General features: G+C 55.2%; 15 protein-coding genes. 9 read left to right on the top strand and 6 right to left on the bottom strand.

Annotated features, from left to right (window positions below; translation table 11 throughout):
- Positions 1-21 precede the first annotated feature (21 nt).
- The 6 genes from hpf to yjgA all read left to right on the top strand — a co-directional run bounded on the left by hpf (position 22) and on the right by yjgA (position 3910).
- Complete coding sequence (gene hpf / locus H2508_RS07710; protein ID WP_182171458.1) at positions 22-309, top strand: ribosome hibernation-promoting factor, HPF/YfiA family; 288 nt, start codon at positions 22-24, stop codon at positions 307-309.
- Positions 310-320: 11 nt separating this feature from the next.
- Entirely contained in the window at positions 321-779 is a 459-nt protein-coding gene (gene ptsN / locus H2508_RS07715; RefSeq protein WP_182171461.1) for a PTS IIA-like nitrogen regulatory protein PtsN, read from the top strand.
- A 12-nt stretch (positions 780-791) separates the two neighbouring features.
- Entirely contained in the window at positions 792-1658 is an 867-nt protein-coding gene (gene rapZ, locus H2508_RS07720) for an RNase adapter RapZ (protein WP_182171464.1), read from the top strand.
- Positions 1655-1924 (top strand): HPr family phosphocarrier protein, encoded by a 270-nt coding sequence (locus tag H2508_RS15015; protein WP_182171467.1) that lies wholly within the window; start codon positions 1655-1657, stop codon positions 1922-1924. The genes rapZ and H2508_RS15015 overlap by 4 nt, the downstream gene beginning before the upstream one ends.
- A 107-nt stretch (positions 1925-2031) precedes the next feature.
- Positions 2032-3387, top strand: a complete 1356-nt coding sequence (gene mgtE / locus H2508_RS07730; RefSeq protein ID WP_182171470.1) for a magnesium transporter — start codon at positions 2032-2034, stop codon at positions 3385-3387.
- A complete protein-coding gene (yjgA, locus tag H2508_RS07735; RefSeq protein WP_182171473.1) occupies positions 3380-3910 on the top strand; it encodes a ribosome biogenesis factor YjgA in 531 nt (176 codons plus the stop codon). The genes mgtE and yjgA overlap by 8 nt, the downstream gene beginning before the upstream one ends.
- On the opposite strand, the gene H2508_RS07740 is transcribed toward yjgA, so the two are convergent.
- The 6 genes from H2508_RS07740 to H2508_RS07765 form a co-directional block, all read right to left on the bottom strand.
- A complete protein-coding gene (locus tag H2508_RS07740; RefSeq protein WP_182171477.1) occupies positions 3904-7935 on the bottom strand; it encodes a YhdP family protein in 4032 nt (1343 codons plus the stop codon). The genes yjgA and H2508_RS07740 overlap by 7 nt on opposite strands.
- Before the next feature lie 61 nt (positions 7936-7996).
- Entirely contained in the window at positions 7997-9475 is a 1479-nt protein-coding gene (rng, locus tag H2508_RS07745) for a ribonuclease G (protein WP_182171480.1), read from the bottom strand.
- Positions 9472-10059, bottom strand: coding sequence for a Maf family protein (locus H2508_RS07750; RefSeq protein WP_182171483.1), 588 nt, complete (start codon positions 10057-10059; stop codon positions 9472-9474). The genes rng and H2508_RS07750 overlap by 4 nt, the downstream gene beginning before the upstream one ends.
- Position 10060: 1 nt before the next feature.
- Complete coding sequence (gene mreD, locus H2508_RS07755) at positions 10061-10546, bottom strand: rod shape-determining protein MreD (RefSeq protein WP_182171486.1); 486 nt, start codon at positions 10544-10546, stop codon at positions 10061-10063.
- A 3-nt stretch (positions 10547-10549) separates the two neighbouring features.
- Entirely contained in the window at positions 10550-11386 is an 837-nt protein-coding gene (gene mreC / locus H2508_RS07760; RefSeq protein WP_182173353.1) for a rod shape-determining protein MreC, read from the bottom strand.
- Between the two features lie 65 nt (positions 11387-11451).
- Complete coding sequence (locus H2508_RS07765) at positions 11452-12489, bottom strand: rod shape-determining protein (protein ID WP_182171489.1); 1038 nt, start codon at positions 12487-12489, stop codon at positions 11452-11454.
- A 255-nt stretch (positions 12490-12744) separates the two neighbouring features.
- Here H2508_RS07765 and gatC point away from each other — a divergent pair, with 255 nt between their 5' ends.
- Genes gatC through gatB form a run of 3 tightly spaced genes read left to right on the top strand, consistent with a single transcriptional unit; the run spans position 12745 to position 15968 of the window.
- Positions 12745-13032 (top strand): Asp-tRNA(Asn)/Glu-tRNA(Gln) amidotransferase subunit GatC, encoded by a 288-nt coding sequence (gene gatC / locus H2508_RS07770; protein WP_182171492.1) that lies wholly within the window; start codon positions 12745-12747, stop codon positions 13030-13032.
- Between the two features lie 27 nt (positions 13033-13059).
- Positions 13060-14526, top strand: coding sequence for an Asp-tRNA(Asn)/Glu-tRNA(Gln) amidotransferase subunit GatA (gene gatA / locus H2508_RS07775; protein ID WP_182171495.1), 1467 nt, complete (start codon positions 13060-13062; stop codon positions 14524-14526).
- A complete protein-coding gene (gene gatB / locus H2508_RS07780) occupies positions 14526-15968 on the top strand; it encodes an Asp-tRNA(Asn)/Glu-tRNA(Gln) amidotransferase subunit GatB (protein WP_182171498.1) in 1443 nt (480 codons plus the stop codon). Before gatA ends, gatB begins: the two co-directional genes overlap by 1 nt.
- The last annotated feature ends 60 nt before the right edge of the window (positions 15969-16028 follow it).

Raw genomic sequence — 16028 nt, forward strand, 5'->3', positions numbered from 1 at the left:
TTCAATAAGAAGGAGTCAGATATGCAAATAAATGTCAGCGGTCACCATGTAGACGTCACGCCTCCCATGCGGGATTTCGTGGACAAGAAATTTGAACGCCTACAGCGACATTATGACCAGATCACCAATACTGAGGTGACTCTGACTGTTGATAAGCTGATCCAAAAAGCGGAAGCGACAATATTCATCGCCGGCGGGGAAATTTTTGCTGCCGCCGAGTCCGATGACATGTACGCTGCCATCGACGCCCTGACGAGCAAACTCGACCGTCAGCTCATTAAGCACAAGGAAAAAGCACGAGGTCATTAACTCACAAGCCCATGCACACCCTAGCCCAGATCCTGACCCCCGGACGCACTCTCTGCCGCGTTTCCGGGGGCAGTAAAAAACGACTGTTTGAAACTATCGCCAAGCTTATCGGCGACGATCAGCTTTCCCTCCCCGCCAACGAGGTCTTTACACAATTAATAGCACGTGAAAAATTGGGCAGCACCGGCCTTGGCAAAGGGATTGCCATACCACACTGTCGGATCAACAATTGCACCCAACCCCTGGGCTGTCTGCTGACACTGGATGAGCCCATTGACTTCGACGCGCCTGATGGCGATCCAGTCGATCTACTTTTTGTGTTGCTGGTGCCCGACGAGGCACATCAACAACACTTAGACATTCTGTCTCATATCGCCAGCCTATTTAGCCAAGAGGCTTTTTGCAGCGCATTACGCCAAGCAGAAGATACGACGAGCCTATTCCAGATCGCAACCAATTGGGCTGCCTAGAGTAAGATAACAATGGAACTTGTGATCATCAGTGGCCGCTCTGGCTCCGGTAAAAGTACTGCCCTTCACCAGTTAGAGGACGAGGGTTATTACTGCATCGATAACTTGCCTATTGGCCTGCTGCCGGCACTAGTCAATGAAACCAATCGCTCAGAGTTCGCCCACTTCCGCGGTGCTGCGGTTTGTATTGATGCCCGTAATGCGTGGAAGGATTTACAGAATTTCAACGCTATCTTGGCCTCGCTACCCGAGGAAATTAACAGCCAAATTCTGTTTCTTGACGCTCAAGATAGCGCCCTGATCAAGCGCTTCAGCGAGACGCGTCGCAAGCACCCGCTGAGCAGTAGCAGCACGCCTTTGGCCGAAGCCATTGAGCGCGAACGCGTTTTGTTAGAGTCCATTGCCAGCGCCGCAACACTGGTCCTTGATACAACACAACTGACCATCTATGAACTGCGAGACGCCATCAAACAGCGCTTGCTTGGCTCCAATGACGGCAGTATGTCACTGTTAATTCAGTCATTTGGTTTCAAACGCGGCGTGCCCATCGATGCCGATCTGGTATTCGATGTCAGAGTGTTACCCAACCCCCACTGGGTCGCTGAGCTGCGCATGCAAAGTGGGCTAGACCAGCCCGTGCAGGATTTTCTTAATGCGCAGCCCATGACGAGCGAATTATTCGATAGCATCAGCAGCTACTTAGACCTCTGGCTACCGCAATACGCAAAGAGTAATCGCAGCTATATGACGGTATCCATAGGTTGTACCGGCGGCCAACATCGTTCAGTATACTTCTCAGAACGACTGTTCCAGCGTTACCAACATCTGTTTCCGCAAGTCCATCTCAGGCACAGAGAACTACAGCAGCACAAACCGTGATCAAAACGCAAGTCATCATCGTCAACAAACTTGGCCTGCATGCGCGGGCGGCAGCTAAATTTGTGAGCTGTGCTTCCGCCTACTCCAGCGACGTGCAGCTCGGCAAAGACGATAAAATGGTTGACGGTAAAAGCATTATGTCGGTGATGATGCTGGCTGCAGGCAAAGGTAGCGTGCTGGACCTGCATATTGATGGAGACGACGAGGAAGCCGCCAATGACGCCCTGTGCGCCTTGGTCAGCAACCGTTTTGAAGAAGCGGAATAATCCCAGTTTTAGCTTCAGTCCCTCACTTCACATTGTTGTAGTTCTCACTTTCACGGATAATTAGCCCGCCCGGCACCACCGCTGGGAATCGACAGCGGAACTCTTCTATGGCTTTAGTGAAGACGCCAAAATCCCAGCAGCAACTCGACCGGCTATCCGCGGCTCTGGAAAGTGGCACCTTCGTTGATGTAAAACGCATGCTCAACGGGCTGCCCGCCCACGATGTAGCCCACCTACTCGAATCCTCCCCTCCAAAATTCCGCCACACCCTCTGGCGAATGGTCGATCGAGAAAATGAGGGGGAAGTCATTAACGAGCTCAACGATGAGCTCCGGGTGCACTTCCTCAGTGATATGAACGCCAGTGAGGTTGCTCATATTACCGAGCACCTCGAAGATGACGATGTCGCCGATATTCTGCAGCAGCTGCCTGATGCGGTTACCCGTGAAGTCCTCGAGGCGATGGACCATCACGACCGCGCTCGCATAGAACGGGTTTTACAGTACCCCGACGACACTGCCGGCGGCCTGATGAACACCGACACCATCACCGTCCGGCCGAGCCTAACGCTCGACGTGGTGCTGCGCTACCTACGTCGGCACGAAGAAATCCCCAAAATGACTGACAGCTTGTTTGTGGTTAACCGCAACGACCAGTTTATTGGGCTATTACCACTGCGCACGCTACTGGTATCGGATGCCTCGGCCACGGTGCGGGAAATGATGGATACCAATATTGAAGCCATCCCAGCCTACATGCCCGACGACCAGGTAGCCCGACTCTTTGAGGGCAACGACTGGGTATCTGCTCCGGTCATAGGCGATAGCGGTCAGTTGGTCGGCCGTATTACCATCGATGACGTGGTGGATGTGATCCGCGAAGATGCCGACCATTCACTGACCTCAATGGCCGGCCTCGAAGAAGACTTAGACACTTTCGCCCCAGTGTTCCGCACTGCCTCACGCCGTGCCATCTGGCTGGGCATCAATCTACTGACGGCTTTCCTCGCCTCTTCTGTGATCAACATTTTCCAGGGTACTATTGAAAAAGTCGTCGCCCTGGCAGTACTGATGCCCATTGTGGCCTCTATGGGCGGCATCGCCGGGACCCAAACTCTCACCGTGTTAGTGCGAGGTATCGCACTGGGGCATGTCACCCCAAAAAATGGCTGGTGGCTGATTAACCGCGAAGTGGCTGTAGGCATACTCAATGGTATGCTTTGGGCCTGTGTGGTCGGGCTCGCGGCCTCGGCATGGTTTGATGACTGGCACCTGGGTTTAATTATCGCTGCAGCGATGGTGATCAACCTGGTCACCGCCTGTCTGACTGGCGCCATGCTGCCACTACTTTTGAAGCGTATCGACATTGATCCAGCTCTGGCTGGGGGCGTGGTACTCACCACTGTCACCGATGTAGTAGGCTTTGTTTCATTCCTCGGCTTGGCGACTTGGTTCTATGGCTAACGACAACACGCTCAATCACAGTAATAACGACGACGAGGTTCTCAGTAAGAGTGAGATGAAACGGCGCATGAGCGCTTTGCAAGAGCTCGGTGAAACCCTCGCAGCGCTCAGTGCCAAGCAGCTGGCGACAGTGCCCTTAGATGACGCCCAGCTATTGGAGGCGATTGCTGAAGCACAGAACATTCGCTCCAATAGCGCCCGCCGACGGCATTTCCAGTACATCGGCAAGCTGATGCGCAATATCGACCCATTGCCCATCCAAGAGGCGCTCGACAAGCTACATAACGAGCGCGGCAAAAACAGCCAGCGCTTCCAACAAATCGAAGCTCTGCGCGATGAAGTATTAGCTCGAGGTGTAAAAGGTATCGAGCAAGTGCTCACCCAGTGGCCCAATGCAGACCGTCAGCACTTGCGGCAACTGGTGCTACAACATCAGCGTGAGTTAGCGCGTGGCAAAGCAGCGGCGGCTAGCCGCAAGCTGTTTCGCTACCTGCGGGAGCTACAGGAAAACAGCGCTCACTGAGCCTGGCCGGTCTCTGACTCCAGCACTTGCGGTGCTGGTATCTGTTGCTCGGGCTCTGCTGATTCGCTCTCAAGCGCCGACTCTGCCCGATCCTGCCGCAGCTTATCTTGCTCGCTCCGATCTTGCTCTGCCGGCCCCTGTTCTAACTTATCTTGCTCCTCGCTCTGCTCACGCTGTTCTTTTTGCTCTTCTGCCCTACCACCGCTGTCAAAGATACGACTCAAGCTCAGTTGTGGCTCATCCCAACTACCCTCTAGTCGATAGACCGCACTCGACATGCGGTTCATTTGCTTCTCAAAAACTCTACTCACTACATAAACACCGGCTGCTACTGGCAAACCCGCTGTTAAAGCGGCCACCCAAGGTAGGTTACTAGCCACTAGCAGCGTGGCCACTAGCTCCCCATCTAGTGTGCGCTCTTTAAGCGGACTCTCGCCACTAAAGAGGAAGTGACTGGCAGCACCTTCAACAGTTATCGAGGGCACCACAATGGTCCCGTGGCGAAATAGCACCTCCCCCCTGACCCGATCAAAAGGAATGCCCGACTCGAACACTTGGGTCAGACTCAGGCGCTGCAGAATTTGGCTCAGGTTGAGGATGCTCACCACCCGCAGGGTGCCTGAGGCACTGGCTGGCGCATCCAAAAAACGACCGCTATCAATCGCCAAATCCAAGTCGCCATCCACCACCAGCAAGGAAAAGTCCTGGGGCCCACCACTCCACTCAAGGGCCAAATCCATCCGGCCGAGTTCTGTCTCCAAGATGCGCTCGTAACCCAACTCATCCAGCACTACACCCAAATCATCAAACTGTAAAGGAGCCACCAGCTTAGTCAGCCCAGCTGCTCCTTGCTGCCACTCCAGCTCGCCTGGCCTCTCTTTGGCCAGCGTCAGCCCAGCAATTACCCCGGTGATGGTTGCAGCCCGCAAAGTCCCCGCGCTGCTATTGAGCTGAAACTGCAGGTGCCCCAGTGACCGCCCTCCCTTTAAAAGCTCAGCCACGCTGACACTCAGCTCAGGCAGCTCCACTGCTTCAGCTGCCGACTCCCGGTCTCCAGACAAGCCACTGAGACCATCGAGCTCTAGATAATCGAGCACTAAGCTACCGCGGTCTAAGCCCGCCTCGAGCTGTAAGCTACCTTGCAGCCAGTCAGTTTCAGCCGCTACTGTCCATTCGCCACTTGGCTCGATGCGCGCGTTAAGCATCACTTGACTGAGCTCCATGCCCTCCACTAGCAGTGTTTCCGCCAGCAAATCATCCACCTCAAACAGCAAGCCAACATTGTTTGCTTCAGCCGCCACTTCTTTTTTAGCCGGCCACAGGGGCAGCAATAAATCCCGCCAGGCCAGCGGGTCGAGATAAGCAAGCTGCCCCGACAACTCAAATAAACCAGCACTGGGCAGCGGCGCACGATCTTGCAGGGCGATATGCCCACCACTGAGAGCTCCCTTAGCGCCAACTAACAATGTTGCGTGGAGACGCCGCTCTAGCTCGATCTCAAGGCTATAGGGTAGCGCGGTCAAATCTAAGTCCACTTGCAAAGCTAAAGCCTCATCCTTAGCTTTGCTCAGAGGGGGCGGCAATTTCACTGTCCAACCCTGTAGCTCAGAGGCCAAGCGAAACTGAGCCCTACGACCGGGAATTACCTCCAGTGAGGCAGTGGCAGGGCTGCTTCCAGAAGCCAAAGATGCCGCCTCTAAACCCAGCCAATGCTGCAGGGGCTGCGCGGGTAATTGGCCCTTAAAATCAATGCGCAAGGAAGACGCTAAGCCCTCAGCAAGTGGCTGCGCATCAGGCTTCAGAGAGGGCGAACTGAAGTTGGCGCTTATCGCTTGCTGCCACAGTTGAGCACTCAGGTCCTGAGAACTGAAGCCGCGCTGGGAGTGGTAGGACACTTCGCCCTGAATATTGTCCAGCTGCAACTTTAAGGGCTGCATATTCAGCTCGCTCTGCTGCAGCGCTACTTTGACCGCGACCAGTGGTGCTACATTCTTGTCATTAAGTGCGAGCTCTAAGGCCAGATCGGTCGCTAGCTGCCCCGCTCCCGACCAGTTGTCAAAGACATGTCCCGTCATCGCCGCCAGCGGGGAAGATTTCACCAGGCGCAAAGCATCTTCGGTGGAGCCTTGCATAGTGGCAGAGACTGCCAGTTGCATTCCGCTCTCGGGGCTCATCCAGGCCTCTGCCGAAATATCGCTGAGCTCAGATTGATAAAGTTTTGCGCTGTCAGCCCAAACACTGACATTGCTATCGTCAATCAGTATAAGACCTTGCAGATCATCTAGGGCTGGCCAGTCCGAGTGATAACTCAGAGCCGTGTCATTGACGTCAAAAAACAACTGTAGGGTGCGCAACTCATGAGCGCTTGGTTTTAAGCTGCCGCGCCACAGAAAGGCGCCTTGCTGCACGGCACCTTCACCTAAACTGTCGCGCAGCCAGGCCAGCAACTGTGGGTTGAGCACTGAGGGCAGATATTTGTGCCGGTAGCCCGCTTCGGAGTCTTGCAAGCCGACCAGCAAATCCATTTCAATGCCGGCATCTGTTTTAGTAAAAGGTACATTCAGGGCAAACAGCGCCCTAGACATGCCTTCTTCCGCCTGAGCTGAAATTAAGCCGCTGTTTAACTGTAAGCCCTGCTCATCCCAGCTGATATCTATGCTGCCAGCAAGGTCGTTATATTCCAGCGGGTGATCGTATACGGTGGGGAAATACATCGCGAAGCGCTGGCTATCCAATATGACCTGCCCCTGACCGGGCCGCAGCGATACATAGCCCTCGGCTGAGCGGATACCCGGTGCACCGTGCCAAGAAGTGGCATTGAAATCACTGAAATTGGCGCTCAAATGCCAAGCCCGCCCCGGAGCCTGCACATCATCCAAACTGAACTCCACCCGCCTTAGTTGAGCGCTGGCATCGAGTACTCGCAAAGCATCAGCTAAACCTGTGGGGGTCTTCTCAAAGTCGGCCAACAAAGCACTGATTGGCGCCAGCGAAACCTGCTTACCACGCAAGCGCAGCGAATCGCCCCAAACATCTAGCTGCAAACTTGGTACATCGAGCTCGATAGCGCCCCGCTGCAAAGCCAATTCGCGAGTAAAGACTGTCCAGCTGGATTCTTGTCGCTGTAGCGTGGCAGAAAACTCAAGCCGGTCTAAAGGAAACTGCCAGCGATGATCCACTGCCCAAACACTCAGCTCACGCCCCCTGAGTCGCGTTTCTACATGGGGCTCGCCGGCACGCCAATTGAGCCAGGTTTCCAAATGCACGCGACCGGATACAGCTGCCGGTGCCTGCCAAGCCGGAAACCAAGCACTGAGTCTATCCAGCTGCAGCTGATCTGCCCGCATATAGAGCTCAGCTTCCAGTGTATCCAGTGCAAAGGGGTTACCCAGCGTACGGGCCGCCAAGTCCACCGTAGTATCTGATACCGCCTCATACAGGCTGCCCTGCACCTGCCGCAAACTGCCGTCGCGAGAGAGACTCAAATTCAGCGTTAGCGAATGTTGCTCACCGTTTGGCAGGCTAATGGCTAGCTGGTTATCCGACAGGCTGAAGTGCTCAATTTTAAGCACCAGCTGCTCTACCCAATCACCGAGTTCACTATCACTAGGACTAAAGCCGGCCAAGTGCAAGCGACCATCTGCACTCATCGCCAAAGGCAGTTGTAAGCCATCCAGCTGTAAATGACTGAGCCGCAAATTAGCCGACAGCAAGCTGCCTAAGAGGTCGAGCCGCACCCGCCCTTCACGCAAATTAAACACAATATCGGGTTGTTCATCGAGGCGAAGCTGCAAAGCACTCAGTACCAGCTCAGGACTAAATGAGCGCCATGCGCCACTGACCTGCTGCGCCTCAATTGTGAAAGGAACACGGCTGTTAATCTGCTCGAGAATAGCAAGGCGATAGGCCCCGACAGAGCCGACCAATACACGCCCCACAGCGACATAGAGTGCAAGCAGCACCGTCGCTGTCACCAGTGTCCGCCACAGGTATGTGGCCAGTTTATGTAGAAAAGCGTGCTCCACTCTCGTCCTGCGTTCGCTCTAGGGATGGAAGGCTATCGCAGCATGCTGCAGATATGCCCTATTAAAGCAGTACGATATCAAAGTGTTCTTGACTGTAGTTGGGCTCCACCCGAAAACTAATCGTTTTACCGGTAAATTCTTCTAAGTCAGCCACATTGGCGGACTCTTCATCCAACAAGCGGTCCACCACCGACTGCCCTGCTAGTACCGCGAGTCGGTCATTTTCATAAGCCCGTGCATCGCGCAAAATTTCCCGAAAAATCTCATAGCAGACGGTTTCGGCAGTTTTTAATACGCCACGCCCTCCACATACGGGGCAGTCCTCGCAAAGTATGTGCTCAAGACTCTCGCGGGTGCGTTTGCGGGTCATTTCCACCAAGCCAAGCTCGGACACGCCGGTGATTTTATTGCGGGCCGGATCGCGCTGCATCGCCTTATCCAGTGCACGCTGCACTTGCCGTCGATGTTCAGCATTTTTCATGTCGATAAAATCGATGATAATAATGCCGCCCAGGTTGCGTAAGCGCAGCTGTCGAGCCAGCGCCGTTGCTGCCTCGAGGTTTGTTTTGAATATGGTCTCCTCAAGGTTGCGGCGACCGACAAAAGAGCCGGTATTCACATCGATAGTAGTCATTGCCTCGGTCTGATCAATTATCAGATAGCCGCCAGACTTCAATTCGACCTTGCGTGCTAAGGCGCGCTGCATTTCGTCTTCTACACCGTGCAGATCAAACAGCGGTCGCTCGCCACTGTAGCACTCCAGCAAGCCCGCCACTTCTGGCACATAGTCTTCACAGAAGGCTTGCAGCGCGCTAAAGCTTTCGCGCGAATCGATGCGAATTCGCTCAACCCCGGGCCGCGCTAAATCGCGCACTGTGCGCAAGTGCAGCGGCAGGTCCTCATAGAGCAACTCAGCCTTCACTGCAGCCTTGGCTCGACGGCTGACGGCTGCCCACAAGCGCTTTAGGAATCGCAAATCGGCGGCGATCTCTTCGGTCCCGACACCCTCTGCTGCAGTGCGCAGGATATAACCGCCGCTGCCAAGCATCTCTTCCTGCTCAAGGGCCTGAGCCAAAACCATTTGCAGACGCTGCCGCTCTTCCGGGTCATCAATACGCTGTGATACCCCCACGTGATCGACCTGTGGCATAAAGACTAAATAGCGGGATGAAACAGACAGCTGCGTGCTGAGGCGTGCACCTTTGGTACCCAAGGGCTCCTTGGTCACCTGCACAATCACTTTCTGCCCCTCATGAAGGTGATCGCGAATCGCGCTGCTCTGTCGCGAGCGATCTTCGCGACCATTGCTATCGAGTGGCACGATATCTGCCACATGGATAAAACTGGCCTTCTCAGTGCCGATATCGACAAAAGCTGCCTGCATCCCCGGCAGCACACGCACCACTTTCCCAGCATAGATATTGCCAACAATGCCGCGGCTGGTACTGCGCTCAATATGAATGTCTTGCGTGGCGCCGTTCTCCACTACCGCTACCCGCGTTTCCATCGGCGTCACGTTGACTAATATCTCTTCACTCACGGCGGCACCCCCAAAGCTGTTGTGACACCAAACTGAGCCAGCAATCGCCAAGTCTGGGCCAGTGGCAGCCCGACAACATTGCTATAGCTGCCTTTAATCGATTCAACCAATGCGCCGCCGAGGCCCTGAATGCCATAAGCCCCGGCTTTATCCCATGGCTCATCGGTGGCTAGATAGGCTTCACAGAGATTGCGATCTAAACGGCTAAAAGTCACCTCGGTGACCACCAAGTCCTCTGCCTTGCGCTCATCCGCCAGCAGACAAATCGCCGTCATCACCTGATGGCTGCGCCCGCTCAAACGCGCCAGCATGGCCAGCCCATGGAGCTGATCGCGCGGTTTACCCAAGACATCACCATCAATCACCACGCTGGTATCTGCAGCCAGCACCACTGCCCCAGCGGGCGCTGACGCAGCCACTAGCGCAGCTTTTTCAAAGGCCATCCGGCTGACATAATGTTCAGGGCTTTCAGCGATGTCGGGTGTTTCATCGATATCAGCGGCTTGCACTTGGCAACTCAGGCCGAGCTGAGCAAGCAACTCACGACGTCGAGGAGAGGCAGAAGCGAGAATTAGTTGCGGCATATCAGGCCACTCTAAAATGACGCCGCAGTCCGCGCAATAGGAATAACACGAGTGGCCAGAGTAAGGCGCTTGTTAAAGCAGGCAATAAAAACAGCAGAGAGCGCTCACCGATGCCCTGGAGGTTTTGCACCCACTGACAGATCAATTGATGGATGCCAATCAATAAGAACACAATGCCGGCTTGCTGCCACAAACTAAATACTCGTAAACGCTGGTACAGAGCCACTGACAACAGGGCCAACACCGACAGAGCAAAGGCATTTTGCCCTAGTACCGCCCCTTCCAGCACATCCATGGCGAGACCGCTCAGCAGTGCCACTACGACGCCAATGCGCTGAGGCAAGGCAATGCACCAGTAAATCAGCACTAGGGCCAGCCACTCGGGTCGCCCCCAAGCCAGCCACGGAGGCAAGGGCAGCACCGCAAGTACTGCCGCGACGAACAAACTGGCCATCACCACCCAATAACCCTGGGCGCGCTGATTCATGACTCAGGACTCCTCAGCCTGTCCGGCAGTAAAGACCAATAAGACATGACGAGAGCGGTCTAGCGCAGCGCTGGGGCGAGCTAAAATTTGAGCAAAGGGCTGGCCGGGGTCACGCTCTACTGAAACGACCTCTGCCACTGGGTAACCTACCGGAAAGCGCCCGCCGAGGCCGGAGCTAACGAGCAGGTCACCAACTCGGATATCTGTGGTCGCAGAGACATGATGTATTTCGAGGGCGGAGAGGCTGCCGCTGCCCTCGGCAATGGCCCGCACCCCATTGCGGTTGACCTGCACCGGCACGGAGTGAGTGACATCGGTAATCAGCAAGACCCGCGAGCTGAACTCACTGACATCCACCACTTGTCCCATTAGGCCGCTGGCATCTATCAATGGTTGCCCCACGTAGACCCCATCTCTAGCGCCCTTATTCAGCACTACCTGCTGCCGCACGGGATCTGGCGATACGCCAATCAACTCGGCCACTAGCACGTCGTCACGCAACAGTGCGCTTGAATTGAGCAGAGCTCGCAGGCGCACATTCTCCGCCTGCAAGGAGGCCATCTGCTGAGTGCGCCCCTCTAGAATCAGGTTTTCTCGTCGCAGACGCTCGCTCTCTTCCTGCAGCGTAGTCCGAGACACAAAATGAGTCTCTTTCCAGTCACCGATGCGGCTAGGAATATCGGCCACCCAGTAGACCGGTAGCACTAAGGTATCTATGAGTGCACGGGTACGCTGTAGGCCGTTGAAACGCAAATCGGCAGTGATCAGTCCTACGACCACTAAGACAGTGATCAGGATCCGCAGCCCCAGATGGGACTCTTTGACGAATAAGGGCTTGATGTCAGCTCCCTAAGCCTGCCGCAAACAACTAAGCATTGAAGCAATGCACCCTATCTTGCAGTGGATTATTCCGTGGAGAGCAGGTCGATGGTGTGGCGATCCATACGCTCCATCGCGCGACCTCCACCACGAGCGACACAAGTTAGCGGATCATCGGCTACGATGACCGGCAAACCAGTCTCTTCAGAAATCAGGCGATCCAAGTCGCGCAGCAAGGCACCGCCCCCAGTGAGCACAATACCGCTTTCTGCGATATCTGCCGCAAGTTCAGGCGGAGACTGCTCCAGTGCCAATTTGACCGCCTGCACGATAGATGACAGCGGATCTTGCAGCGCCGAAAGGATCTCGTCGCTATTGAGCGTAAAGCTCCGCGGTACACCTTCAGCTAAGTTACGGCCTCGCACATCGATTTCACGCAGCTCGCTGCCGGCAAAAGCACAGCCAACTTCTTGCTTAATACGCTCTGCGGTAGCATCGCCAATAAGGCTGCCATAGCGGCGGCGCACGTGGGATACAATGGCCTCGTCAAAGCGATCGCCGCCCAGGCGTACAGAGTCGCGATAGACCACGCCGTTTAGCGAAATAATGGCAATTTCAGTGGTGCCACCACCGACATCCACCACCATGCACCCGGTGGCATCTTCAACTTCAAGACCGGCGCCTATTGCCGCCGCCATGGGCTCTTCAATCAAGCGCACTTCCCGGGCACCCGCGCTCAGCGCGGACTCACGAATGGCGCGACGCTCCACTTGCGTGGACATGCAGGGCACACAGACTAGCACTCGGGGACTGGGGCGAATGAAGCGGCTTTCGTGCACTTTGGCAATAAAGTGCTGCAACATTTTTTCAGTAACCTGAAAATCGGCAATTACACCGTCTTTTAGGGGGCGAATGGCGGTAATATTGCCGGGCGTCCTTCCCAGCATGCGCTTGGCTTCAGTACCCACAGCTTCAATGGTCTTTTGCCCGTTGTGAATACGGATCGCAACCACCGAGGGTTCGTCGAGAACAATTCCTTTGTCGCGCACGTAAATAAGAGTGTTAGCAGTGCCCAGATCTATCGAGAGATCATTAGAGAACACTCCGCGCAGTTTTTTCAGCATTAAATTTTACTACCTTGTGAGTACAACGGGAGGCCCGGTTTTATGGGCTTCAGCTAACAAGCGCCCTACCGACTACATCCCAGCCGAGGACCGGCCTAAAATTCGAGACGGCGCATCGACATTATGCAGCCTATGATAAGTCGCTAACTGTATCAATCACAGGGATTTTGGGCAAGGCGCAAATGTGATAACTTTACGCCCCCAGCTGCCGTTCGCAGCTCCCGTCCACCGCTGTTGGAGAGCAAGCTAAATTCCATGCCTATAGACCAGGATGAAATCGAAAAAATAGCCGCGCTAGCGCGCATCCGGATCAAAGACGAGCAGCTACCCGGTGTCACCGAGCGCCTGCGAAATATTCTGGCCATGATGGACACGCTACAGGCCGCCGACACCGAAGGCGTTGAGCCCATGGCCAATCCACTCGACGCAGTGCAGCCACTGCGCGCCGACGAAGTGACTGAAATTAACCGCCGGGAGGCCTTCCAGACCATTGCCCCCGCCGTCGAGAACGGCTTATACCTCGTGCCCAAAGTCATCGAATAAGCCGAACTCAACTTCTAGGAAGTATTCATGCATAAGCAAACAGTTGCCCAACTCATGCGTGGGCTACGTGACAAACAATTCTCCAGCCAAGAGCTGACCAGCAGCCTATTGCAGCGCATCGAGCAGCTGGACGGCCAATACAATAGCTTCTTGACCGTGTCTAAGGATCAAGCTTTAGCCATGGCAAAAGCGGCTGATGCCCAGCTCGCCAGCGGCAATGCCGGCCCACTCACCGGCATACCCATTGCCCACAAAGATGTTTTTTGCACCCAGGGCGTCCGCACTAGCTGTGCATCGCGCATGCTGGACAATTTTATTCCGCCCTACGACGCCACCGTTGTACGCCAACTCAATGAGGCCGGCACCGTCATGCTGGGCAAAACCAATATGGACGAGTTTGCGATGGGCTCATCCAATGAAAGCAGCTATTACGGCGCGGTTAGCAACCCCTGGGGCAGCACTTTAGTCCCTGGCGGCTCTTCTGGCGGCTCTGCCGCTGCTATTGCCGCGGGCCTCACCCCCGCTGCTACAGGCACCGACACTGGCGGCTCCATCCGCCAACCGGCGGCTTTTTGTGGCATCACAGGCCTCAAGCCGACCTACGGGCGCGTGTCCCGCTTAGGTATGGTGGCCTACGCATCGAGCTTGGACCAAGCGGGGCCAATGGCACGCAGCGCCGAAGACTGTGCACTATTGCTCAATGCCATGGCCGGCCATGACCCGCTGGACTCCACCTCAGCAGCACGGGCGGTGCCGGATTACTGCGCCGATTTAAACCGTCCGCTGGAAGGTCTGCGTATCGGGCTGCCTAAAGAATACTTTGGCGATGGCCTAGACAGTACCACAGCCGCTTGCATCGAAAGCGCTCTCAAAGAACTAGAGCAACAGGGCGCCACGCTGGTGGAAGTGTCATTGGCGCACGCGAATTTGACCATCCCTACCTACTATATTGTGGCTCCCGCGGAAGCCTCCACCAACCTATCGCGCTTTGACGGTGTGCGCTACGGTCACCGCTGCGACGCGCCTAGCGACCTCGACGACCTATACACCCGCAGTCGCGAAGAAGGCTTTGGCGATGAGGTCAAACTGCGCATCTTAGTGGGCACTTATGCCCTCTCTGCTGGCTACTACGAGGCCTACTACCGCAAAGCGCAGCAGGCCAGACGGCTGATCAAAGACGACTTTATGAACTCTTTTCAGCAGGTCGACATCATCGCTGGCCCCACCACCCCCGGCCCAGCCTTTGCTTTAGGCAGTAAAAACAATGATCCGGTGTCGATGTATCTCGAAGACATCTATACCCTAGCGGTCAACTTGGCAGGCTTACCTGCCATGTCACTGCCGGCGGGACTAGTAGAGGGCAAACCGGTCGGTTTACAGCTGATCGGGCAACACTTTGACGAATCGCGCCTATTGAATGTAGCGCACCGCTTCCAGCAGGCGACCAATTGGCACAACCTCACCCCCGACTCGATCACAGGAGCTGATCTCTGATGCAGTGGGAAACTGTTATTGGCCTAGAAGTGCATTTGCAGCTGGCCACTAAATCGAAAATCTTCTCTGGCTCGGCCACTACCTTTGGCGCCGAGGCCAACACGCAAGCCTCTGCGGTCGACTTAGCGATGCCCGGCATGCTGCCAGTGCTGAATGAGCAAGCGGTGCGCTACGCGGTAATGTTTGGCTTAGGGATCGGCGCCAAAATTGGCCGCCGCTCAGTGTTTGATCGCAAAAACTACTTTTATCCCGACCTGCCCAAAGGCTACCAGATCAGCCAGTTCTCCGACCCCATCGTCGGTGAGGGCAGCTTTGAGATTCAGCTAGAAGACGGCAGCAGCCGCACTATCGGCATTACTCGCGCCCACCTAGAGGAGGACGCCGGCAAGTCGCTACACGAGGATTTCCACGACCAGACCGGTATCGACTTAAACCGCGCTGGCACACCGCTACTGGAAATTGTTTCCGAGCCAGACATCCGCAGCGCCGAGGAAGCGGTGGCCTACCTCAAAGCCCTGCACAGCTTAGTGACTTACCTAGAAATCTCCGATGGCAACATGGCTGAAGGTTCGATGCGCTGCGATATCAATATTTCGCTGCGCCCCGCGGGCTCCACAACTTTAGGCACACGCGCTGAAATTAAGAACGTAAACTCCTTCCGCTTCGTAGAAAAGGCGATCCAATACGAAATTGAACGACAGTCGGATATTCTCGAAGACGGCGGACAAATCGTGCAGGAAACACGGCTCTACGATGCTGACCGCAATGAAACACGCTCCATGCGCAGCAAAGAAGTCGCCAACGACTACCGCTACTTCCCCGAGCCCGACTTGTTACCCATTGTGCTGGATGAGGACTATATCGAAGCACTGCGCGAAGCTTTGCCAGAATTACCGCGAGAAAAACGTGAGCGCTTTATCACTCAGTACGAGTTGAGTCCTTATGATGCCGGTGTATTATCAGCGCATCGCGCACTAGCTGATTACTTCGAAACAACTGCCAGTAAAGCAGGCGATGCCAAAATCGCAGCCAACTGGGTACAGGGCGAACTGCTAGGGCGCCTCAATCGAGACGAACTAGAAATCAGCGACTGCCCCGTGCCAGCTGAAAACCTAGCGCAACTTATTCAGCGGATTCTCGACAACAGCATCTCGGGCAAGATTGCCAAGCAAGTATTTGATGCAATGTGGAGTGGAGAGGGCGATGCCGACAGCATCATCGAAGCGCGCGGCCTGAAGCAGGTCAGTGACAGTGGCGCATTAGAAGCCATGGTCGATAGCGTGATCGCTGACAACCAAGCTCAAGTGGAGCAATACCTGGCCGCTGATGAAAACAAGCGCAAGAAGTTAGTTGGCTTTTTTGTCGGGCAGGTGATGAAGCTGTCCAAAGGCCAAGCCAACCCACAAATGGTTAACCAACTACTAGCTAAAAAGTTGGTCTAAGCGCTCCCTAAAACTATTTTGCTGCTGGGCAGCTGCCCAGCAGCTCAGCTATATTCAGAG

Origin of the sequence: Sediminihaliea albiluteola, assembly GCF_014077625.1 — a bacterium.
Classification (GTDB): Bacteria; Pseudomonadota; Gammaproteobacteria; order Pseudomonadales; family Halieaceae; genus Sediminihaliea; species Sediminihaliea albiluteola.

Excerpts from the sequence above, each read along its gene's own strand:
- ptsN (WP_182171461.1), top strand. The coding sequence starts at position 321 with ATGCACACCCTAGCCCAGATCCTGACCCCCGGACGCACTCTCTGCCGC.
- gatB (WP_182171498.1), top strand. The coding sequence starts at position 14,526 with ATGCAGTGGGAAACTGTTATTGGCCTAGAAGTGCATTTGCAGCTGGCC.
- rapZ (WP_182171464.1), top strand. The coding sequence starts at position 792 with ATGGAACTTGTGATCATCAGTGGCCGCTCTGGCTCCGGTAAAAGTACT.
- H2508_RS07750 (WP_182171483.1), bottom strand. The coding sequence starts at position 10,059 with ATGCCGCAACTAATTCTCGCTTCTGCCTCTCCTCGACGTCGTGAGTTG.
- hpf (WP_182171458.1), top strand. The coding sequence starts at position 22 with ATGCAAATAAATGTCAGCGGTCACCATGTAGACGTCACGCCTCCCATG.
- yjgA (WP_182171473.1), top strand. The coding sequence starts at position 3,380 with ATGGCTAACGACAACACGCTCAATCACAGTAATAACGACGACGAGGTT.
- mreD (WP_182171486.1), bottom strand. The coding sequence starts at position 10,546 with ATGAATCAGCGCGCCCAGGGTTATTGGGTGGTGATGGCCAGTTTGTTC.
- gatA (WP_182171495.1), top strand. The coding sequence starts at position 13,060 with ATGCATAAGCAAACAGTTGCCCAACTCATGCGTGGGCTACGTGACAAA.
- H2508_RS07765 (WP_182171489.1), bottom strand. The coding sequence starts at position 12,489 with ATGCTGAAAAAACTGCGCGGAGTGTTCTCTAATGATCTCTCGATAGAT.
- mgtE (WP_182171470.1), top strand. The coding sequence starts at position 2,032 with ATGGCTTTAGTGAAGACGCCAAAATCCCAGCAGCAACTCGACCGGCTA.
- gatC (WP_182171492.1), top strand. The coding sequence starts at position 12,745 with ATGCCTATAGACCAGGATGAAATCGAAAAAATAGCCGCGCTAGCGCGC.